The following is a 22867-nucleotide window of genomic DNA, read 5'->3' on the forward strand; positions in this document are numbered from 1 at the left end:
ATAACGGCAATTTCGTTTTGTTATTATGCATAGGCATTAAAAAGATTCAAGGAAGACGCCAAACGATTCAGATTTATTTTTTAATTTCAAGGAGTAATCTATGGCAGTAACTAATATGAATGAGTTAAATGAGTTAATGACCCGTGTTAAAAAAGCACAGGAAACTTATTCAACTTATACTCAAGAACAAGTGGATAAAATTTTCACGGAGGCTGCAAAAGCTGCTGCAGCTGCGAGAATTCCACTAGCCCAACAAGCTGTTGCTGAATCGGGTATGGGAATTGTAGAAGATAAAGTGATTAAAAACTTATTTGCTGCAGAATATATTCTAAACAAATATCGTCATGACAAAACTTGTGGCGTAGTGGCAGAAAATGAACCCTTTGGAACTATCACACTAGCCGAACCATTAGGGATCATATGTGGAATAGTACCGACGACCAATCCAACTTCTACCGCTATTTTCAAATCCCTTATCAGTCTTAAAACCCGTAACGCTATTGTCTTCTCTCCTCATCCTCGAGCCAAAAAATCAACTATTGAAGCAGCCAGAATTGTTCTAAATGCAGCAATCAAAGCTGGTGCGCCAAAAGATATTATTGGTTGGATTGATGAGCCTTCTATCGAATTATCAAATGCTTTAATGCATCATGATGATGTTGCAGCAATTTTAGCAACCGGCGGTCCGGGTATGGTAAAAGCAGCTTATAGTTCAGGTAAACCTGCACTAGGCGTTGGCGCAGGTAATACGCCTGTCATCATTGACGAAACAGCGGATTTAAAACGAGCAGTGGCTTCCGTTCTGATGTCTAAAACGTTTGATAATGGTATGATTTGTGCCTCTGAACAGGCTATCGTTGTAGTTGATTCTGTTTATGACGAAGTACGTCGCTTGTTAACACAATACGGTGCATATGTTTTAAATGCTAAAGAGACAAAAGCCGTTCAAGGTATCATTTTAAATGATAAGGGTGCTTTGAATGCTAATATCGTTGGTCAACCAGCGACCAAAATTGCTGAATTAGCAGGTTTTAAAGTACCAGCGGGTTCAAAAGTACTTGTTGGTGAAGTAAGCAAAGTTGATTTATCTGAACCGTTTGCGCATGAAAAACTTTCACCGACGTTAGCTATGTTTAAAGCTAAAGATTTTACTGAAGCCGTAGACAAGGCTGAAAAATTAGTTGAAATGGGCGGTATGGGGCATACTTCTGTTCTTTACACCGATCAAGATAGCAATCGTGAACGTATCGATTATTTTGGCAAAAAAATGAAAACCTGTCGTATCTTGATTAATCAGCCTGCTGCGCATGGTGGTATTGGTGATTTGTATAATTTTGATTTAGCGCCATCATTAACATTAGGTTGTGGTTCTTGGGGTGGAAACTCGGTATCTGAAAATGTTGGACCGAAACACTTACTTAACAAGAAAACAATCGCTAAGAGAGCAGAAAACATGTTATGGCACAAATTACCAAGTTCTATCTATTTTAAACGTGGCTCACTTCCTATTGCTTTAAATGAAGTTGTTGAGCAAGGCGCAAAACGAGTCTTTTTAGTCACTGATAAATTCCTATTTAACAATGGTTATTCAAAACAAATCACCGATCAATTAGAGTCACAAGGCGTTCTTTGTGAAACATTCTTTGATGTTGAAGCTGATCCAACCTTAAGTGTTGTTCGTAAAGGGACTGAATCAATGAGAGCATTCCAGCCCGATACTGTTATTGCTTTAGGTGGTGGTTCACCAATGGATGCTGCAAAAATCATGTGGGTTCTTTATGAACACCCAGAAACTAAATTCGACGAATTAGCATTACGTTTTATGGATATTCGTAAACGTGCTTGTCATTTCCCGAATATGGGCAAAAAAGCAAAATTGATCTGTGTTACCACAACATCAGGTACTGGTTCTGAAGTGACACCATTTGCGGTTGTGACGGATGATGCAACCGGACAAAAATATCCGTTAGCCGATTATGCTGTTACGCCTCATATGGCAATTGTAGATGCTAACTTAGTGATGAATATGCCACGTTCACTTTGTGCCGCTGGCGGTTATGATGCGGTGACCCATGCATTAGAAGCTTATGTGTCAGTAATGGCAACAGAGTTTTCTGACGGTCAAGCGTTACAAGCTTTAAGTATGCTTAAGTCCTATTTACCGACAAGTTATAAAGAAGGGGCTAAAAATCCTATCGCTCGCGAAAAAGTACACAGTGCAGCGACATTAGCGGGTGTTGCCTTTGCTCAAGCATTTTTAGGTATTTGTCACTCAATGGCGCATAAAATTGGTGCAGCTTTCCATATTCCACATGGTGTGGCTAATGCAATGCTCATCAGCAATGTTGTCCGTTTTAATGCAACAGATAAGCCAACTAAACAAGGTACATTTAGTCAATATGGTTATCCTCAAGCCATTCGTCGATATGCTGAAATTGCTGATCATTTAGGTTTAACGGCTGCTGCGGATAAAGATGAGAAGAAAGTTGAGAAATTAATTGGTTGGTTAGATCAACTTAGAAAAGATCTTGAAATACCATTCTCTATAAAAGAGTTTGGTGTGGATGAAAAAACATTCTTAGCACAAGTTGACCAACTTGCTGTAGATGCATTTGATGACCAATGTACTGGCGCAAATCCTCGTTATCCTTTAATTGCTGAACTAAAACAAATCTTGCTTGATACCTATTATGGTCGTCCATATCAAGATAAAGGTGATATCAGTGAGGATGTTGCTGTGCATACAGCGGCTAAAGGTGTAGCTTCTACTACTAAGAAAAAAGCGGTAAAAAAGAAATAATCTAAAAAATTATTTTTGATTAAATTAAACCCTGAAATTGTCTATATTTCAGGGTTTTTTTATGTTTTTGATTTTTTTTTAAGCAAACAAAATAAAATTTGTTTTTTTTTGCTTGCAAGGTTAAATGTTCTAGTCCATAATGCGCAGCACTTAGGCCGGCTTAGCTCAGTAGGTAGAGCAACTGACTTGTAATCAGTAGGTCGCCAGTTCGATTCCGGCAGCCGGCACCATTTTCCTAAGTAGACAAATTTAAAAAGATTCGGGGTGGGGTTCCCGAGCGGCCAAAGGGAGCAGACTGTAAATCTGCCGTGTCACACTTCGAAGGTTCGAATCCTTCCCCCACCACCATATATCTAATATTAGCAATAGCTAATTGAAGCATTTAGGTAGCCGAGTTTGAACATGCGGGCATCGTATAATGGCTATTACCTCAGCCTTCCAAGCTGATGATGCGGGTTCGATTCCCGCTGCCCGCTCCAATTGCTGATATAGCTCAGTTGGTAGAGCGCACCCTTGGTAAGGGTGAGGTCGGCAGTTCAAATCTGCCTATCAGCACCATTCTTGTTACTTTCCTAAACTTCTAAAAATATCAAATTTGACTGCTTAAAAGCTTGTCACTTGACGGCTTTATCTGTTATTATTCAGAGCTAATTTTAAGTTAGTATTATGTTGATATAAAATATAATACTTGGTTAATGTGGTGATTCACCACCGATTTGTATTACATTTGAGGGACAATAAATGTCTAAAGAAAAATTTGAACGTACAAAACCCCACGTTAACGTTGGTACAATCGGCCACGTTGACCATGGTAAAACAACTTTAACTGCTGCAATTACGTCTGTTCTTGCTAAAAAATACGGCGGACAAGCTCGTGCATTCGATCAAATCGATAACGCACCAGAAGAAAAAGCACGTGGTATTACCATCAATACTTCACACGTTGAATACGATACACCAACTCGTCACTACGCACACGTAGACTGCCCAGGCCATGCTGACTATGTTAAAAACATGATCACTGGTGCAGCGCAAATGGACGGTGCCATTCTAGTAGTAGCAGCAACTGATGGTCCTATGCCACAAACTCGTGAGCACATCCTTTTAGGTCGTCAAGTAGGTGTTCCTTACATCATCGTATTCTTAAACAAATGTGATATGGTTGATGATGAAGAGTTATTAGAATTAGTTGAAATGGAAGTACGTGAACTTCTATCTCAATACGACTTCCCGGGTGATGATACACCAGTTATTCGTGGTTCAGCGTTAAAAGCGTTAGAAGGCGATGCAGCATGGGAAGACAAAATTGTTGAATTAGCGGAAGCGTTAGACACTTATATCCCAGAGCCACAACGTGACATCGACAAACCATTCCTATTACCAATTGAAGACGTGTTCTCAATTTCAGGTCGTGGTACAGTGGTAACAGGTCGTGTAGAAAGCGGTATTATCAAAGTTGGTGAAGATGTTGAAATCGTTGGTATCAAACCAACAGCAAAAACAACTTGTACTGGTGTTGAAATGTTCCGTAAATTACTAGACGAAGGTCGTGCTGGTGAAAACGTAGGTGTATTACTTCGTGGTACTAAACGTGAAGAAATCGAACGCGGTCAAGTATTAGCAAAACCAGGTTCAATCACGCCACATACAGATTTCGAATCAGAAGTGTATATCTTAAGTAAAGATGAAGGTGGTCGTCACACTCCATTCTTCAAAGGTTACCGTCCACAGTTCTACTTCCGTACAACTGACGTGACTGGTACAATCGAATTACCGGAAGGCGTAGAAATGGTAATGCCAGGCGATAACATCAAAATGTCAGTATCATTAATTCACCCAATCGCGATGGCAGAAGGTTTACGTTTTGCGATTCGTGAAGGTGGTCGTACTGTTGGTGCAGGTGTTGTTGCTAAGGTTATTAAATAATTTAAAACCTTCTATCGCATCACCGATGCAAACAAGTAAGAAAGGCGTACATTGTGCGCCTTTTTTATTGTGCTTTTTAAGCAACGTTAAAACAAATCTTGGTTTTAAATCAATTATATTCTTTTTATCCTTTCAATTAACCTAAAAACACATAGATTGATAGTTTACTTAAAAATTCATATATTCCCTCCAAATTCTTCGATTAACCATAATCAGTGCCGTATTTACTCATTTATATATTGATTGACATTAACAAATTATATTTAAAATAAAGATAAAAAAACATATTAAATACAGACTATTACTTTATTTTCAGAAAGATTTTATATATCATTTAAATTATCTTTACTAGATCTTTTCGCATAAAATAATGAGGAAAATGTATGAAACCAATTGGAATGAAAGTAGATGGTAATATAATTAGTGAACTTTCAGATAAAATACCTACCCATATAGTTGCTTTAAATGAACTTATCAAAAATGCCTATGATGCCTTTGCAACTGAAGTTATTATCACCCTTGATACAATTAATAAAAAACTGGTTATTAAAGATAATGGCTTAGGAATGGATGATAGAGGTATTAAGAAGCTTTTCCATATTTCCAATAGCGACAAAAAGTTTGGAAAACTTATCCGTAATAAGGAAAGCAAATTAAAAAGATATACACAGGGTTCCAAAGGATTAGGTTTTTTATCTGTTTTTAAATTTGGCGCTAATGTTATATGGGTAACAAATAAAAATAAAAAAAAGATAACATTTTCAGTCAATAAAGATGAATTAATTTCACTAAAAAATCTAGCTACCTATCGTGTAGAAACAAAGGAAGAAATATCTACTGAAATAGGTACGACTATTACAATTGATCTCTATCAAGACGATAATGATGATTTAGAGAAATATTTTTCACAAGACAAAAATATTAAAAAATTAGTTAATGCCTTTTATGATGATCAATTTAAAATAGTTTTAAAGACAAATCATGGTCAATATGAAAATGAAAGTCATGCTAATTTTGTAGATATAGATAAAGAAGATCAGCTTTTTTATATTACATATTCATCCGAAAAATCAAAAATTGAGTTTTTTTATAAAGGTGGAAAATATGATGAAATAAAGTATGACATTAATACTAATGATTACAAATTAGATATAGAGTTAATTGCATATTCTTTCAAATCAGGCGGTACGAAAAAAGTTTCACAATTATATTATCGAGAACATGATGATGCACTAATTCCATTAATTTATGTCAATAATAATTTATTTCATAATTATACTTTATTCGACCCAAGTATATTCAGAAAAAAGAGATCTGGGAATGTATTACCACAACTAATTGGTCATATTAAAATCATAAGTTCTCATCCTTTAATGGAGTTTAATTCTGATAGAACTAATTTTGTACAAAACAAATTAACATCTAACATCAAGGAAAAGTTAAAGGAATTAAACCAAAAGATTCAGGAGGATGGCTCTTTTTTTAGGAATAAAATTAAAGAAAAATTTGGAAATGTCGAAACTGGAGCTGCATATCCTTATGATATAAACAAATCTACATCAACAAATGGTAAAGAAAGAAATCTTTTACCTCAACCTGCTCAAATAACTTTACGACAAAAACTAAAAAGAATAACTATCCCTTCAGGACAAATAAATCTTTTAAAAGAAATTACGTTTGCTTGTAATAGTAGCGGGGAGCAGATAGATCTTGTTCAAGATATACAAATAGAAATTGATGGAGAAAAAGCTACCAAATTTATTTTACAAAGTCAGGATTCACCATGTGAAAAATCAATTAAATATATTTACAATGATTCAATAACTGGAAAGGTAGTTGAAAACTTAAAACTAATATTTGAATTACCGGAAGCTATGATCACAGCTAACAGTAAAAAAAGCTTATTTAATCTTCCTTTAACTAAAGACTATTCAATCAAGATTCCATATGTTTCGAAATTAATAGTTCAACTTGAAAAAATTTATAAACAAAAAGGAGAATATAATGAAACCATTGCTTGCGCATTGAGAAGTATCTTTGAGTTATGTAGTGATTATTTAAAAAATAAAGATCCTAATATTTTCCCAATTTCCTTAACTATAAATGAATTAGAATCTAGAGTTAAATATATTATTGAATTCATAGCATTAAATAATAAACTGAAGACTGAATTGAGTAAAACTATAGCTATAGATTATAAGTCTTTCAATAAGTTATTAGATAAAGAAGAATTTTTAAATATGGTGAAAAAAGCTCATTTAGGAGCTCATAAATCAATGCTTTATTTATCAGATTCAGAAATAAATGATATAGCAAAAAAAGCTGGGTTATTTGCTGTTCTTTCTGATGCCTTGTTATATAATGTTTCTGATAATATTATTTCTGAATGTAAAAAACCAGAACCACTAAACAGTAAAGGGAAATAAAATGTTAGGTGATATATCATTCCGTAATTATAAAAAAAATGATATACATGGTTTAGCGCTTTATCCTGCAACTATGATAGCGCCAGTTCAAAATCTTATTCTTCAAGAACTTTTAAAATCGGAAAATATTGAATCTGTTTTTGATCCTTTTTTTGGCTCAGGTACAGCACTTTACGAAGCATTGGAATTATGTCCTGATATTGAACTAGTTGGTTGTGATATCAATCCTCTAGCCCATTTAATAACAAAAGTGAAATTACAAGGAATAACAAAAAGTATAAAAATTGATATAGAAAAATTAAAAAATTATTTAAATAATGTTGAAATAGATGATTTTTCATTTCCGAATATGAATAAATGGTTTCGTTCAGATATTATTATTAGTCTAAAAAAAATTCGCCAATCTATTATTTTGATAAAAAGTAAAAGGAATAGACTCTATTTTTGGTCAATTTTAAGTACATTTATTCGCAAATATAGTAATACACGTAGTTCAACATATAAATTACACGTTAAAGACATTGAATGTATTCAACGTATGAAGAATAATTTAATAGATGATTTTCTTACTAGCGTTGAACAAAATATTTCAAAATTCACTATTTCATCGTCTAATTTGAAGTTATATAAAAACGATTCTTTAAAACAATTGGCTAAATTCAAAAAAAATTCAATAGATTTATCTATATCATCACCACCCTATGGGGATAATGCAACAACAGTACCCTATGGACAGTTTTCATCATTAGCACTCCATTGGATTGATAAAAAAGATTTGGCTTTTGATGGTTGGGAATTAGATAATTATTCAGCAATAGATCGAAAGAGTTTAGGTGGATTTTATAAAGGTCCAATTGAAAACGAGACAGGGAATTTATTATTACAACCGTATTTAGACGATATATCACTTTCAAAACAAAAAAAAGTAATTAGCTTTTTTAAAGATTATTTCTTATTTCTTGATGAACTATGCAGAGTTACCAAAAAATATATTGTGTTGACTTTGGGAAATCGTACTGTTGATGGAGTTAATATCAACCTAACATCAATCACTCAAGAATACTTAGAACATAAAAATTTCAGAAATATCTATGAATGCAACCGAGAGATTCCTAATAAACGAATACCAAAATTAACATCGAAAGTGAACAATAATTCTGTTTTTTCGATGAGTAAAGAGTTTGTTATTATTCATAGAAAAACTATCTAAGAGGGTTATTTTTTCACAACCCTCTCCACCGCCTTCACCGTTATCCCCAGAATTTTAGCAATATCCTCAACCGAAACACCTTTTTTCAACAATGCATTAATCAGTATTTTCTTTTCAGACTCTGCTTTTTCTCGACGTGCTTTTTCTATTTTTGTTTTATCCCTTTCAACCGCCAACTTCTCTTTAGCAATCAACTTTTCTTCCTTACGAATACGTTCAACCACTTGATAAGTTGGGACGTATTTTAGGCTTTGTTCTAACTCGTCCATAAGTTTAGTACTGCGGAAGCTGATATAGGATTTTGGGGTGATGATTAGGTGGTCGATTAGGTCGATATTTAAAATTCGTCCGACTTGGATTAGGCGATCGGTGATATCTTTATCTGCTTCGGACGGCGTCAGTGATCCTGACGGGTGGTTATGTACTAATATCACGCGTGAGGCGTTTTTCATTACCGCAACACGAAATACATTCATCGGTTCAACGTCGACCGATTTATAACTGCCAAGTGCAATCAGTTCGATATACAGGATATAACCAGCTTGATTCATCCCAATCATCCAAAGATGCTCTTTTTCTTGGTCGATTTGGTTATCACGCAATAACACACGTTGCATAATGCTGTAGACATCGTCTGTGCCTTCAATATAGCGTTTGTCATGCTTGGTTAGTTTTATATCCATTTTATCACCTTGTAAAATCAATTAAAAAATAATATAGCATATTTTTCTTAGACTTAGCAGTAGTTAATTAATCTTGGTCATACCTGTGATGATTATTTTATGCTTGCCTGATAGGTTCATCGTAAACTGCAATAAAAATCATTTAGCATTTTAGTTTGGATTCTAATTTTACTAATTTTTATTAGGAAACACCTAAAATAACAGCAGATAATTCAATATCAACAATCCAATCTAATGAGTTCAACAGTTTAAAATAGTTGGGCGTTTTTTTGACTAGTTCGGACAAATGATTATTGCTTCAAAGCAAGCTTACTTGATATTTTTTGTATCCCACCAATAAAATAATGACAGCATAATAATATTGCCGGGTAGATTATAAAATTGAGGGTTATCATTGATGTGATACCTAACATCCCCATAATAAAATCTAGATTAAAAATCGATTTATAATCATCTCCCATAATTAATATGAAGAAAATTGGTGACATTAAGGTAATGATAAAACCAATTGGCACTCCGCTTAAATAGCCTACCGAAGAAATGCTTTGAAAATAAAAAAATAGCTATAAAATTATACAAAATTTGAGATAATAAAAAAGGATAAAGGATATAACTTTAATGGAGATAGTGCTTAATGATAATAATTAAAGAGCAATCAAATTTTGGTTTTCTAGTTGAACACGATCCACTGTTTGTCGAATTAGCATGTACAGCCGAGCGAGCATTTAGCAGTGATCCTAATACCACATTAATAAAATTACGGCAATTAGCTGAAGCAATGGCACAACATATTGCTGCCAAGGCTGGTATTGAATTTAATGAACGCACTTCTCAGTCTGATTTGTTGTATAAGATTAGTAATGAACTCAAATTAGAACCCATTATCCGAAATCTTTTTCATACATTACGTATTGAAGGAAATAAAGCTACTCATCAATTTAAAACCAAGCACAAAGAAGCAAAAGATGGACTTTTAGTTGCTTACAAATTAGCAATATGGTTTCACCAATCTTTTAGTCAAGCTGGTGTGCTATTTAAACCAGGACCTTTTAAACCACTTGTTGACCCCAGCGAGCATTTGCGCAGTTTACAGTCAGAAATCAGTAAACTTAAAATAGAACTAGAACAAGCCAATATTGAACTCAATTCAAGTCAACAATTTAATGAATTACTCGCTAAAGAAAAGACTGAATTTGAAACCTTAGCTTTAAAAATGGATGAAGAGGCGCGATCCCTATCTCAACAGGCCCAAGAAAATGAGGCAATGTTACTCAAACAACAGAAAGAATATGAAATAAAGATTAAGGATTTACAACAAGCACTTGCTCTACAAGACGTAAAAGCTCAAAAAGTATCTCGTAATACAATAAGTAAGAAAGCTAAGAAAGCAAGTCAACAAATAGAATTAAGCGAAGAACTCACACGAATTTTAATTGATATGCAGCTTATTGAAGCGGGTTGGCAAGCTGACACCGAACAGTTAAATTATAAAAAGGGTACTCGCCCAGAAAAAAATAAATATTTAGCCATTGCCGAATGGCCGACAGAACATAAAGGCGAAAAAGGATGGGCTGATTATGTTTTATTTGCGGGATTAACACCAATTGCAGTTGTTGAAGCTAAGAAAAAGAATAAAAATGTTTCCGGAAAAATCGGTCAAGCTGAACGTTATAGTAAAGGCTTCCAAGTATTACCACCATTGATTGGTGCATGGGAACTTGAAAAAAGAACGATTGCTTGGCCTGATGAATCAGATTGCCACTACAAAATTCCTTTTGTTTATTCTTGTAATGGTCGTCCATACATTAAGCAATTAGCTGAACAGTCAGGAACATGGTTTCGTGATGTTCGTGATGGCGCCAATTTAAAGCGTCCTTTATTATCCTTTCATTCACCACAAGGACTCTTAGATCTACTTAATCGTAGTCGAGAAAACGCTGAACAACAACTAAAACAAGAACCATTTGCCTATTTGCAATTAAGGGATTATCAAGAGAAAGCAATTGTTGCGACAGAAAATACCCTTTCCAAAGGGATACGAACAGTTTTAATTGCGATGGCAACAGGAACAGGTAAAACTCGAACAATTATAGGTTTGATGTACCGCTTTTTAAAAACTGAACGATTTAAACGAATTCTATTTTTAGTTGATCGTACCGCTTTAGGAGAACAGGCAATAGATTCTTTTAATGAAGCCACGTTAGAACAAAATCTCACTTTATCTAAAATCTATAACTTAGCCGAGCTTGGTTCTATGGTGACTGAAGCTGAAACACGAATACAAGTGGCAACCGTGCAAGCAATGGTCAAACGCATTTTTAAGAGCGATAATCCACCCTTAATCGATCAGTTTGATTGCATCATAATTGACGAGGCGCATCGTGGTTATACATTAGATCAAGAAATGACAGAAGGTGAGATGGCAATACGTGACGCCACGCAATATTTATCAAGTTATCGTCGAGTATTAGATTATTTTGATGCGGTAAAAATTGCGCTAACGGCAACACCCGCAAAACATACTAGCGATATTTTTGGTAAGCCTGTTTATATTTATTCATATCGAGAAGCTGTTGCCGATGACTGGTTAATTGATCATGAACCGCCAATACGTTATCAAACTTTATTAACACAAAATGGTATTACGTTTACCAAAGGTGAAAAAGTAAGCTCCATCAATACGCAAACCGGTGAAATTGAAACTGCTGAATTAGAAGATGAGCTTAATTTTGAAGTAGATGCATTTAATCGTCGGGTAATAAATGAAAACTTTAACCGAGTAATTTGCGAACAATTGGTAAATGAACTCGATCCGTTTGGTGAAGAAAAAACATTAATTTTCTGTGCTACCGATCTGCATGCAGATATGGTTAAACGCTTATTAGATGATGCATTTAAGAATCTCTATAATGGTGAATATAATCAAGCTGCTGTCGCTAAGATTACCGGGCAGAGTGATAAAGTTGATCAATTAATCAAACAATATAAAAATGAACGCTATCCAAATATAGCTATCACTGTTGATTTATTAACAACCGGTATTGATGTGCCAAAAATTTGTAATTTAGTCTTTATGCGCCGAGTCAAATCCCGTATCTTATATGAACAAATGATTGGTCGTGCAACAAGACGATGTGATAACATAGGTAAAACGGTATTTCGAATATATGATCCGGTTGATATTTATGTCGCATTAAAAGACGTCAACACTATGCAACCGTTAGTTAAAGATCCTAATATCACCCTTGAGCAATTAATTGATGAACTAAGTGATCCTAAATTATTAACTAAAGCATTACAAACATCAGGTGATATGGCAGGTGAAACTTATGCTGATGTAATTTTAAATCAATTAAATCAAAAATTAATGCGAATCTTGCGTAAGGCTGAGCAAAAAGCGGAAAATAAGCCTGAATTAAGACAAAAGTTAGATGAATTACAAACTTTATGGGATGTTGAACCGAAAAAACTACATAATTATTTACATAAAATTGGTCCTGAATCTGCTGCGAATTTTATCAAACAACATCATGGGTTAATTAATCAATTAAATGAAGTCAATCGATTGCTAGGTAGTGAACGTTTACCACTCATTTCTCAACATGAAGATCATCTTCGTGAACGCTCGCAAAGTTATGGTTCTCACCAAAGACCCGAGGATTATTTAGACAGTTTTAATCATTTCATTCATAATCAATTAAATGAAAGTGCTGCGTTGTCTGTGGTTGTTAACCGCCCACGTGATTTAACCCGTGCGCAATTGAAAGAAGTTAAACTGTTATTGGATGGTGCAGGTTATTCCGAAGCTAATTTACGCACTGCCTTACGCAATCAAACTAATCAAGATATTGCAGCGAGTATTATTGGTTATATCCGACGTGCTGCTTTGGGCGAACCATTAATTCCTTTTGAACAACGCGTTAATCAAGCCATGCAACGAATCTACCAAAATCATAATTGGACACCGGCTCAACGCAATTGGTTAGATCGTTTAGCCAAACAAATTATCTTTGAGATCGTTATTGATAAAGAATTTATTAATCATCGCTTTACTGATAGTGGTGGCGCTAAGCAGCTTGATAAAATATTGGGCAATCAACTTGATACGGTATTAGATGAATTAAGCGAGGCTATTTGGCCAGCACTTACCGCATAATATAGCAAAGTCACTTGAAGTTACTAAAATATACATTTACTCTAATTCATAATGGCGATGAAAATACTAGTCTCGCCTATTAAGTATACGAGTATAAACTTGGGATAAAAAATGACTAATAACAATATAGTACAAAAACTATGGAATTTATGTGATGTATTGCGTGATGATGGTATTAACTATTCAGATTATGTAACTGAATTAGTACTTTTATTATTTATTAAAATGGTACACGAAAATACCGAAGCAGGGATTTTGCAAAAACATCCTTTACCTGTTGGTTGTCGTTGGACTAATCTCAATGATAAATCAGGTATTACCCTATTAAATGATTATAAAGCCATGTTATTAGCCTTATCAACAGGTAAGCGTCAAGAAATCGATCCTAAAAATCCAGAACAATACATTGAAGTGACAGTACATAATGACCCATTAATAAGCGCCATTTATGCCGATGCACAAACTCGATTACGAGAACCGCGCCACTTAGCAAAACTGATCAAAACATTAGATCAAATTGATTGGTTTAGTATTCAAAAGGATGGGTTGGGCGATCTTTATGAAGGATTATTAGAAAAAAATGCCAATGAAACAAAATCCGGTGCCGGTCAGTATTTTACGCCAAGACCACTAATTAATTGCATGGTGCGATGTATTAAACCACAAATAAAAAACATCATCCAAGATCCTGCTGCCGGAACGGCAGGATTTCTTGTCGCAGCAGATCAGTATTTACGGCAACAAACCAACGATTATTATGATCTTGATGCTAAAGAAGCTGATTTTCAAAAAAACGAAGCGTTTATTGGTGTTGAATTAGTGCCAAATACTCGTCGACTTGCCTTAATGAATTGTCTATTACACGGTATAGAGGGCGGTAATGACGGTGCAATTTTATTAGGTAATTCACTTGGTCAAGTTGGGCAAGACCTAAAACCTGCGGATATTATTCTCGCTAATCCACCATTTGGTACCAGTAAAGGTGGCGATGCCAGTATTACTCGTAAAGACTTAACTTATGAAACCACCAACAAGCAATTAGCTTTTTTACAACATATTTACCGTAATTTAAAACCCGGTGGTCGAGCTGCCGTGGTATTGCCTGATAATGTATTGTTTGAAGCGGGTAAAGGGACTGATATTCGTCGCGATTTAATGAATAAATGTAATTTACATACAATACTACGCTTACCGACCGGGATATTTTATGCCCAAGGTGTAAAAACCAATGTGCTATTTTTCACTAAGGGCTCAGTAACAGACAAACTGCAACAAGAAAACTGTACACAAAATGTTTGGGTTTATGATTTGCGTACTAATATGCCAAACTTTGGTAAACGTACACCATTTACTGAGCAATATTTGCAACCATTTGAAACTGTTTATGGTATCAATCCGGACGGCACCAGTCCAAGACAGGAAGGTGAATGGTCATTCAATCCAGATGATATCGAAGCAGACTCGTCAGCCAGTCAAGAAAACTTAGACGTTAATGTTCAACTAGCGCAATCAAGATGGCGCTGTTTTAGCCGCGATTGGATTGCTGACACAAAACAGGATTCACTCGATATCAGTTGGTTAAAAGATAAAAATAGTGTGGATGCAACCAAACTTCCAGAACCCGCCATACTTGCCAAGCAAGCTAAAGATGAGTTAATAGTTGCTTTGGATAAGTTGGAGAGTTTGTTGAGTGCTTTGGGAGAAACTGAATAATGAGCGATATTCTTCTTGTACCTGAAGGTTGGATTGTTACTAAATTTACTGATGTCTTGGATATACAAGGTGGTACTCAACCACCCAAATCTAATTTTCTAGATCAAGTAAAAGAAGGCTATATACGCCTTCTTCAAATTCGAGATTTTGGCGACAAACCTGTCCCAACATTTATACCAATAACATCTAAATTAAAATTATGTGATAAAGATGATGTATTAATAGGACGTTACGGGGCATCTTTAGGACGTATCTGTACTGGAATGAAAGGTGCTTATAATGTTGCTTTAGCTAAAGTATTATTTGGTAAATATTTAGATAGAAGATTTTTGAAAGCATACTTAGAATCAGAACTATTTCAAGGATCCTTAAGATTATTATCTCGTTCAGCTCAAAATGGATTTAATAAAGATGATCTAAATTCATTTGTATTTTTACTACCACCGTTCAATGAACAAAAAATCATAGCTGAAAAACTTGACTTATTACTAGCCCAAGTACAAGAAACAAAATCACGCCTTGAACAAATTCCCGAACTTCTAAAACAGTTTCGGCAGTCAGTGTTATCGGATGCCGTGAGTGGTAAGTTAACGGGAGAATGGCGAGAAAGTAAAAATCTAAATGATTGGAAAAATGGAAAACTTAAAGATTTTATTAAAAAACCTTCATATGGAACATCTACAAAATCTAAAAAAGTTGGTTCTGTTCCTGTTTTGAGAATGGGAAATCTTAAAAATGGGAATTTAGACTGGACTGATTTAGTTTATACATCTGATCAAACAGAGATAGATAAGTATGAATTAATAGCCGGAGATGTATTATTTAATAGAACAAATAGTCCAGAGTTAGTAGGTAAAACTTCTATTTATAGAGGTGAAAGAAAAGCTATTTATGCAGGTTATTTAATTAAAATTCAATGCTTAGATGATTTAATCCCTGAATATCTTAATTACAATTTGAATAGTCCAGAAGCAAAGCAATATTGTTATGAAGTCAAATCAGATGGAGTGAGTCAATCTAATATTAATGCTCAAAAACTTGGCGAATATCCAATTCAAATTCCTTCACTAGAAGAACAAAACGAAATCGTCCGTCGTGTAGAACAATTATTTGCCTATGCTGATAAAATTGAACAACAGGTTAATATAGCTTTAGAAAAAGTGAATCATTTACCGCAATCAATTTTAGCCAAAGCGTTTCGTGGTGAATTAACCGCCCAATGGCGCACTAAAAATCCTGATTTAATTACGGGTGAAAATTCAGCTGCATCCTTACTTGAAAAAATTCAAGTTGAACGCGAACAAAACAATAAAAACAAAAAGAAAAAATAATCAATGCGTCAAGAACAAATTGATTTGCTAGAAATAATCACCAATAAGCAAAATAGTAACCCTGAAATCAACGCATTGTTTAAAGGGTTATTATATTCACCTTGGCAATGCTCGAATAAATTAATCGATAAATATGTTAGTAAATCATTAGCTAAAATAGTAAAACGATATAAACAGTCTGTGTTACATTTTGTTTTTAATACAACTAAATTTAATTACTACCAAACTTATATTTGTGGAATTTATTTAGTGCTTAATGATAGCAACACAGGTGAAGAAGCAAATTTCTTAGCGCAATTAAATTTGTACAAAGAAATAATTTCGGAAGATCTCGAAAAAGCTAACCTTAACTTTGATGAATTATCATCACAAGGGCAAGATACATTAGTCGGTTTGTATATTTATGCGACCATCGCAGTATATGAGGTGGCGGGAATTATACAACCTATCGATAATTCAAAACATTTTCATCTCAAAATTAAAGAATGTTATTTAGATGCTTATTTAATAAAACAGTTTAGAACTTTTTGCAATCAACTTAGTCGTATATCAGATTATTCAACTCTCTATCATTTAACCACGAATTTCGGACTACCTCAATTACAGAAAAATAGTGAACCACTGAAAAATATTACTAACCATTTAATCGATAAAACCTTATCCATTCATATCAAATATCTTGATACGCCGCTTTCTTATTCATTCCAACAACTTTTTAATCGAGCCCAACTGTTAACTTTTTTATATTGCTATTTAGTTCATCATTGTTCAACACCAAATAAAATCGTATTAAAACAAGTCAAAATTCATAATATAGAAAAAAAGTTCTCTGATGCTATTCATTCAGTTATACCTGTTTAATCTCATCCCAACTCAGCCCAAACTTCGCCAAATATTTTTTCAGCCTGTCGGCATCATTACTCTTCTGTTTTTTGGTTCTCGAAACAGCAAAAAGCTTTCGACCAGCTTCTGATAGACTGGCACTTTTTTGACATATCTCGATAACTTTTTCTAATTGGTGGCGATCAAATTCATCTATTTCTTGTGGAATTAATGAATTATTTGGCTGATCGCCTTGCCAGTTTTGTTTTAAACGTTTAATCTCTTGTTCGACTTGCTCAATTGTAATATTACCTTGTGGTGCCAGCGTTGCCATACGCGTAATAGATGCGGTGAGTTCACGAAAGTTTCCTTTCCATAATGCTTCATTCGAAATTGCAAACTGTAAATAGGCACTGCGCGACTCACGATTAAAACGTGGCATCAAGCCATATTCTTTGGCGTAACGCGCCAGTTCATAATCAATATTCGGTTCGATATCCTCTTTACGCTCGGCTAGCCTTGGCAATGTATAAGTCCACAGATTAATACGGGCATACAGATCTTCGCGAAACTCACCTTGACTGATTGCCTGTTTAAGGTCTTTATTGGTGCCGGCAATCAGCTGAAAATCACTCTTAATTGGTTTATCACTACCAAATGGATAAAATTGCTTTTCTTCAATCGCTTTTAATAGCATTGCTTGCTCGTCTAACCCAAGCTCCCCGATCTCATCTAAAAACAGCAATCCTCCATCGGCACTTTTTAACAATCCAGTCCGCGCCAGATTTGCCCCCGTAAACGCGCCTTTGACATGACCAAATAAGGTAGATATAGCACTATCGCCACGTAAGGTGGCGCAGTTAATCTCAACAAATTGACCACTGATTTGATGGTTACTTTGTTTAAGTAAATAGATCTGTTTCGCTAAAAATGATTTTCCTGCACCAGTTGGCCCACATAATAACATAGGGGCATAAGAACGGCTGGCCACTTGTTCGATTTCAGCAATTAACTGGTTAAACAGTTGATTGCGTGTGGGGATTCCCGATTTTAAAAGCTCGGTAGCTTCACTGGCATATTGCTGAAAGCGGTTAAGAATTTGATCATAACGATTAAGATTCAAATCAATGGTGTTAGCTTTTCCTTTAGGACTATTGGCAATCAGTTCCGCCTCATTATTATAAATTCTTTCTTCAACTTTATTTGATTTTACTGGTGGTGACGTTTGCAATAACTTAGCTGGGTAGTAACGTGATTCAGCTAATAAGAACCAACAAATTTGCGCTACATGGGTTCCGGTTGTGATATGCAAATAGTAATCTTCTTTATCTGGATCAAAAGAATATCGTTTAGCAATATCAAATAAACAAGTATAAACCTGCTCAAAATCCCATGGATCAGCAATATTAATGACAATAGGTTTAATTTCGGTATTAGGGGATAGAATTTTTATATCATTAACAATATCACAAAGTAGCTGCTCATCATTGGCAAAATAAAGCAGTTCCAAACGAGAAATAGCTAAATCAGCTTGTCTGCACAAATCAATCGTTGGCCGCCAACGCGCCCAGCGTTTTTTACCTCTACCTCGGTTATCCAGCACATTACCCAAAAAACCAAATATCACATTCTTTTTCATGATTAAATTTATAATATTATATAAATAGCTAGATTAAATTATAAGACTTATAATCATTAAAATCTATTTGAATATCATATATATTATATGATATTTATTTTTTATGTTTATAAATCAAATAGTTAAAAAATATTTTTATTACTTTTTATTTTTTGGCACGCTTTTCGCAATATTAAATATACCTAAGCAAGCAAATGCTGTTTTTATCACAGCAAGGTACATCGCGAATCCTTTACGGGTTTATCTACGGGATAAAAGGACGGAAGATTATCAACATGTATTCCTTATTGTGTGATTAGGTGACTGTAGAAAAGTCAATTTTGAATAGTTCATCTGGTAGAACAATCGACTAGGGATCGATATGTAGTGGGTTCGAATCCCACTTCAAAAACCGTAAAACAAAAGTAGAAAAACAAACACAGTCAGTGATCGGCGTTAGATAAGCTAAGTGACAAAGCACCGTAACAAGCTTATCCGCAAAAAAAACCGGTTAACTTGTCAGGTCACCACGACTTTCAAGGTAAACAAACTGGATAATAGGCATAATGTTAAATACCAATAAGTGGCGCACTATTTTTCTTATTGCTTTTAACCTTCACCCTACTATTTCGTTACTTAGCCCGTTTCAATTGTGCAAACTCGGTTGCTGATTGTGCTAAAAAGGAAATGTAAAATGATAAAAACTATTAAAGTCAAAAAATATGAAATTGCAATTTTATTCAAAAACAATGAGATTGAAAAAGTATTAACTGCGGGGGTACACCGAATTTTTGATCCATTTAATATCTCCAGTTATCAATTGATTAATTTAGCTGAGACAAAAATTGCAGCCAACATAGCAGAACAGTTAATCAACTTCTATCCAAATATTATTAACCAACACAGTTATTTAGTGGATGTGGCTGAAAACGAAATTGCCTTACGTTATGAAGAGCAAAAATTGGTAGAAGTCATTTTACCAGCAAACAAAGCATTATATTGGAAAAGCTACAAAGCACATGCGATTAAAAAAGTGGCATTACAAGACGGTTATGCACTGCCAACCGATATCGCACAAGAATTGATTGAAGCTAAAAATAGCAATAACGCCATTGTGAATATCGAAAAACTAGTGCTACATCACTTTATTCATGAACAAATTGGGACTTTATTTGTTGATAACCAGCTAATACAGATTATTGCGCCAGAATCGATCGTCGGTTATTGCCAATTTAAACATACGATTGTACTGGGTAAATTTAACTTAAGGGACAACCGCATTGATGATCGTATCGCTGATGCCATAGAACAACGTACACCACAACAACTATCACAATACTGTATCGCAATGGAAGTCGGTGCAAATCAGGCTGGTTTGCGTTATGAAAACGATCTATTGGTTGAAATTTTATCCCCGGGTACTAAACGCCTATATTGGCAAAATAGCCATAAACAGCATATGGTGACAGTGGATTTAAACCAAAGGTATACCTTAAGTGATGAAATGGTACAGCAATTACTACAACCAAAGTTACGCCAAAAAGAAGTACTCGGTGATAACAGCGTATTAATTGCACAAGTGCCGGCTTATCATGTCGGGGTATTAAAAGTGAACGGTAAAATTGAGCAGTTATTAAAAGCTAGCATTACCGCTTATTGGCTTTTTAACCGGGAAATCTCGGTTGATATGGTGGATACTCGCCTGCAAGCCTTAGAAGTGGCAGGACAAGAGATTTTAACCAAAGATAAAGTCAATTTGCGGGTAAACTTAGTGGCTAACTGGCACTATACTGACGTATTAACCGCGTTTGAAAAAACTGCGCAGCCGGTTGATTTATTGTATCGTGAATTACAATTTGGATTACGCGAAGCGATTGGTATGCGTACGTTGGATGAGTTACTTGAGAACAAAAATATTATTGATGAAGTGGTAACCCAACATATCAAAATGCGTTTAGATGGCTATGGTTTACAAACTGTTTCACTAGGGGTAAAAGACATTATTTTACCAGGCGATATGAAAGCGATTCTATCACAAGTGGTCGAGGCGGAAAAAGTGGCGCAAGCCAATGTGATTCGTCGCCGCGAGGAAACATCAGCAACCCGTTCATTATTGAACACCGCCAAAGTAATGGAAAATAACCCAGTAGCCTTGCGGTTAAAAGAGATGGAAACTTTAGAACGCATTGCTGAACGTATCGATAAAATCTCGGTAGTAGGCGGACTTGACCAAGTGTTACATGGCTTGGTAAATATCCAACCTAAAAGTGCGTGATAAAAAGAAAATATTAAGCCGCCATGTACAATCGCAGGGCGGTGTAAGGAATAAAAAAATGACACAATATAATCTATTACAGACAGAAAACGCCAAGCCAATCAAAATGTGGACTAAAGGGGTACCGGTAGAACCCGAGGCTAAAGAACAACTAACTAAAACGGCAAAACTACCATTTATTTTTAAACATATCGCCGTGATGCCCGATGTGCATGTAGGCAAAGGCTCAACCATTGGCAGTGTAATTCCAACATTCGGCGCGATTATTCCTGCCGCAGTTGGGGTAGATATTGGCTGCGGTATGATTGCGGTACAAACCTCGTTGATGGCGGCTGATTTGCCAGATAATTTATTACCATTACGTACTGAAATTGAAAAAGCGGTGCCGCATGGAATTACCCCAAAACACCGAGGACGGGATTATGGTAGCTGGCATGACGCCCCTGCTATTGTCGAACAGTACTGGCAACAGCTAGCGCCAGGTTTTAATAAGCTGACGGAAAAATACCCGCGCTTTTTAAAAACCAATAACTACCGTCATTTAGGCACATTAGGTACCGGCAACCACTTTATCGAAATCTGTTTAGATGAGGCCGATCGTGTTTGGATTATGTTGCACAGTGGTTCACGTGGCGTGGGTAATGCCATTGGCAGTTTTTTTATTGAAATGGCTAAAAAAGACATGGAAGTGCATATCCAAAACTTACCGGATAAAGATTTAGCCTATTTGGAAGAAGGTACAGAGCACTTTCACGATTATGTCGAGGCTGTGCATTGGGCGCAAGAGTTTGCAAGGCTAAATCGAGAGGCAATGATGCATAATGTGATTTTGGCAATGCGGAAAATTATCACTAAACCATTTACTACCCATATGTCGGCAGTAAATTGTCACCATAACTATGTTCAAAAAGAACAACATTTTGGTGAAGAAATTTTTATCACACGTAAAGGCGCAGTATCCGCACGTAAAGGAGAATTAGGCATTATTCCCGGCTCAATGGGGGCTAAAAGCTATATTGTGCGAGGACTGGGAAATAAAGAAAGTTTTTGCTCGTGTTCGCATGGTGCCGGCCGCGTGATGAGCCGAACAGCGGCCAAAAAGCAATTTACCATTGAGGATCAAATCAAGGCCACGGCCCATGTCGAATGTCGTAAAGATGCCAACGTGATTGATGAAATCCCAATGGCATACAAAGATATTGATGCAGTGATGACCGCGCAAAATGAATTGGTTGAGATAGTGCATCAATTAAGGCAAGTGGTGTGTGTGAAGGGGTAAAAATTATCGAGGAGCGCTCTTCGATGTTAACGGAGATATAAAATATGGTGAATCTTGATTATATTAATGGTTATCTAAAAGCAATGGCTTGTTTAAATGCGGAACCTAATCACTATTGTGATTATACAGTTAAGTTACTTGATCATAAAGGCCATTTTACGGATACATTGGCCCATCATTTTCAATCAATTGCCGATGAGCACGGAAAATTTTTAGATGCTCAGTTATGGCATATAAAACCAAAACAGATCACCGTTGATGAATTTATACAGCAAATTAATAAATGGTTTTTTAAGCAAAGCTATTCACCAACCTTGCATAGAGAAAACGGAATGAGGGGAGTTTCAGGTTTTATCGATATATTGTCCCACCTAGAATTAAATAAATGTTATCTATATGAAATTGAAACAATGCCACCAATGTGGTATGCGATACAATGGTGTGATTTACTGTTGGTTTATCAAAATAACTATTATTTAATATATTTTTGTTTAGATGATTAATTTTTGGTGATTGAAATGTGTAATTTATTATGGAAAAAATCTATGCTTTTCACTTTCATTAAAAATTATTTTTAGTGTTTATCAAGATAATTTCATTATTCAGTTTTGCATATAGATAAAAGATA

13 protein-coding genes and 5 tRNA genes are annotated in these 22867 nt (G+C 35.2%); 16 read left to right on the forward strand and 2 right to left on the reverse strand.

The window, feature by feature from the left end; translation table 11 throughout:
* Positions 1-100 precede the first annotated feature (100 nt).
* From adhE to A9G10_RS06080, 8 genes are all read left to right on the forward strand, one after another.
* On the forward strand, positions 101-2800 hold the full coding sequence (adhE, locus tag A9G10_RS06045; RefSeq protein WP_065558712.1) for a bifunctional acetaldehyde-CoA/alcohol dehydrogenase: 2700 nt from the start codon (positions 101-103) through the stop codon (positions 2798-2800).
* A gap of 154 nt (positions 2801-2954) precedes the next feature.
* Positions 2955-3030 (forward strand) — tRNA-Thr (locus A9G10_RS06050).
* A gap of 33 nt (positions 3031-3063) precedes the next feature.
* Positions 3064-3148, forward strand: a tRNA-Tyr gene (locus tag A9G10_RS06055).
* Positions 3149-3204: 56 nt separating this feature from the next.
* Positions 3205-3279 (forward strand) — tRNA-Gly (locus tag A9G10_RS06060).
* A gap of 3 nt (positions 3280-3282) precedes the next feature.
* A tRNA-Thr gene (locus A9G10_RS06065) sits at positions 3283-3358 on the forward strand.
* Between the two features lie 183 nt (positions 3359-3541).
* The gene (gene tuf, locus A9G10_RS06070) at positions 3542-4726 is read left to right on the forward strand and encodes an elongation factor Tu (protein ID WP_065558713.1); all 1185 of its coding nucleotides are present in this window, start codon (positions 3542-3544) and stop codon (positions 4724-4726) included.
* 383 nt (positions 4727-5109) lie between these two features.
* The gene (locus tag A9G10_RS06075) at positions 5110-7152 is read left to right on the forward strand and encodes an ATP-binding protein (protein WP_065558004.1); all 2043 of its coding nucleotides are present in this window, start codon (positions 5110-5112) and stop codon (positions 7150-7152) included.
* Position 7153: 1 nt separating this feature from the next.
* Entirely contained in the window at positions 7154-8362 is a 1209-nt protein-coding gene (locus A9G10_RS06080) for a modification methylase (RefSeq protein WP_065558005.1), read from the forward strand.
* Between the two features lie 5 nt (positions 8363-8367).
* On the opposite strand, the gene A9G10_RS06085 is transcribed toward A9G10_RS06080, so the two are convergent.
* Positions 8368-9045 (reverse strand): JAB domain-containing protein, encoded by a 678-nt coding sequence (locus A9G10_RS06085; protein ID WP_065558006.1) that lies wholly within the window; start codon positions 9043-9045, stop codon positions 8368-8370.
* Between the two features lie 634 nt (positions 9046-9679).
* Here A9G10_RS06085 and hsdR point away from each other — a divergent pair.
* The 4 genes from hsdR to A9G10_RS06105 all read left to right on the forward strand — a co-directional run bounded on the left by hsdR (position 9680) and on the right by A9G10_RS06105 (position 17106).
* Positions 9680-13201 (forward strand): type I restriction-modification system endonuclease, encoded by a 3522-nt coding sequence (gene hsdR, locus A9G10_RS06090; protein ID WP_065558007.1) that lies wholly within the window; start codon positions 9680-9682, stop codon positions 13199-13201.
* 111 nt (positions 13202-13312) lie between these two features.
* Complete coding sequence (locus A9G10_RS06095) at positions 13313-14914, forward strand: class I SAM-dependent DNA methyltransferase (protein ID WP_065558008.1); 1602 nt, start codon at positions 13313-13315, stop codon at positions 14912-14914.
* On the forward strand, positions 14914-16245 hold the full coding sequence (locus A9G10_RS06100) for a restriction endonuclease subunit S (RefSeq protein WP_065558009.1): 1332 nt from the start codon (positions 14914-14916) through the stop codon (positions 16243-16245). Before A9G10_RS06095 ends, A9G10_RS06100 begins: the two co-directional genes overlap by 1 nt.
* 3 nt (positions 16246-16248) lie before the next feature.
* Entirely contained in the window at positions 16249-17106 is an 858-nt protein-coding gene (locus A9G10_RS06105; protein ID WP_065558010.1) for a hypothetical protein, read from the forward strand.
* Here A9G10_RS06105 and rtcR read toward each other — a convergent pair.
* Positions 17093-18706 (reverse strand): RNA repair transcriptional activator RtcR, encoded by a 1614-nt coding sequence (rtcR, locus tag A9G10_RS06110; protein ID WP_065558011.1) that lies wholly within the window; start codon positions 18704-18706, stop codon positions 17093-17095. The genes A9G10_RS06105 and rtcR overlap by 14 nt on opposite strands.
* Positions 18707-19024: 318 nt before the next feature.
* Between rtcR and A9G10_RS06115 the strand changes: the two genes are divergently transcribed.
* The 4 genes from A9G10_RS06115 to A9G10_RS06130 all read left to right on the forward strand — a co-directional run bounded on the left by A9G10_RS06115 (position 19025) and on the right by A9G10_RS06130 (position 22742).
* Positions 19025-19097 (forward strand) — tRNA-Pro (locus A9G10_RS06115).
* A 720-nt stretch (positions 19098-19817) separates the two neighbouring features.
* A complete protein-coding gene (locus A9G10_RS06120; protein ID WP_442903214.1) occupies positions 19818-20960 on the forward strand; it encodes a slipin family protein in 1143 nt (380 codons plus the stop codon).
* Positions 20961-21018: 58 nt separating this feature from the next.
* A complete protein-coding gene (locus A9G10_RS06125; RefSeq protein WP_065558012.1) occupies positions 21019-22239 on the forward strand; it encodes an RtcB family protein in 1221 nt (406 codons plus the stop codon).
* A 44-nt stretch (positions 22240-22283) separates the two neighbouring features.
* Positions 22284-22742 carry a hypothetical protein gene (locus A9G10_RS06130; RefSeq protein ID WP_065558013.1) on the forward strand — a complete coding sequence of 153 codons (459 nt, stop codon included), beginning with the start codon at positions 22284-22286 and terminating at the stop codon, positions 22740-22742.
* Positions 22743-22867 lie beyond the last annotated feature (125 nt).

This window comes from Gilliamella sp. wkB308 (assembly GCF_001690185.1).
Lineage (GTDB): Bacteria > Pseudomonadota > Gammaproteobacteria > Enterobacterales > Orbaceae > Gilliamella > Gilliamella apicola_I.

What these genes read in the sequence shown, in the direction of transcription:
- A9G10_RS06105 (WP_065558010.1), top strand. Translation starts at nt 16,249, where the DNA reads ATGCGTCAAGAACAAATTGATTTGCTAGAAATAATCACCAATAAGCAA.
- A9G10_RS06125 (WP_065558012.1), top strand. Translation starts at nt 21,019, where the DNA reads ATGACACAATATAATCTATTACAGACAGAAAACGCCAAGCCAATCAAA.
- rtcR (WP_065558011.1), bottom strand. Translation starts at nt 18,706, where the DNA reads ATGAAAAAGAATGTGATATTTGGTTTTTTGGGTAATGTGCTGGATAAC.
- tuf (WP_065558713.1), top strand. Translation starts at nt 3,542, where the DNA reads ATGTCTAAAGAAAAATTTGAACGTACAAAACCCCACGTTAACGTTGGT.
- A9G10_RS06130 (WP_065558013.1), top strand. Translation starts at nt 22,284, where the DNA reads ATGGTGAATCTTGATTATATTAATGGTTATCTAAAAGCAATGGCTTGT.
- A9G10_RS06100 (WP_065558009.1), top strand. Translation starts at nt 14,914, where the DNA reads ATGAGCGATATTCTTCTTGTACCTGAAGGTTGGATTGTTACTAAATTT.
- hsdR (WP_065558007.1), top strand. Translation starts at nt 9,680, where the DNA reads ATGATAATAATTAAAGAGCAATCAAATTTTGGTTTTCTAGTTGAACAC.
- A9G10_RS06095 (WP_065558008.1), top strand. Translation starts at nt 13,313, where the DNA reads ATGACTAATAACAATATAGTACAAAAACTATGGAATTTATGTGATGTA.
- A9G10_RS06085 (WP_065558006.1), bottom strand. Translation starts at nt 9,045, where the DNA reads ATGGATATAAAACTAACCAAGCATGACAAACGCTATATTGAAGGCACA.
- A9G10_RS06080 (WP_065558005.1), top strand. Translation starts at nt 7,154, where the DNA reads ATGTTAGGTGATATATCATTCCGTAATTATAAAAAAAATGATATACAT.
- A9G10_RS06075 (WP_065558004.1), top strand. Translation starts at nt 5,110, where the DNA reads ATGAAACCAATTGGAATGAAAGTAGATGGTAATATAATTAGTGAACTT.
- adhE (WP_065558712.1), top strand. Translation starts at nt 101, where the DNA reads ATGGCAGTAACTAATATGAATGAGTTAAATGAGTTAATGACCCGTGTT.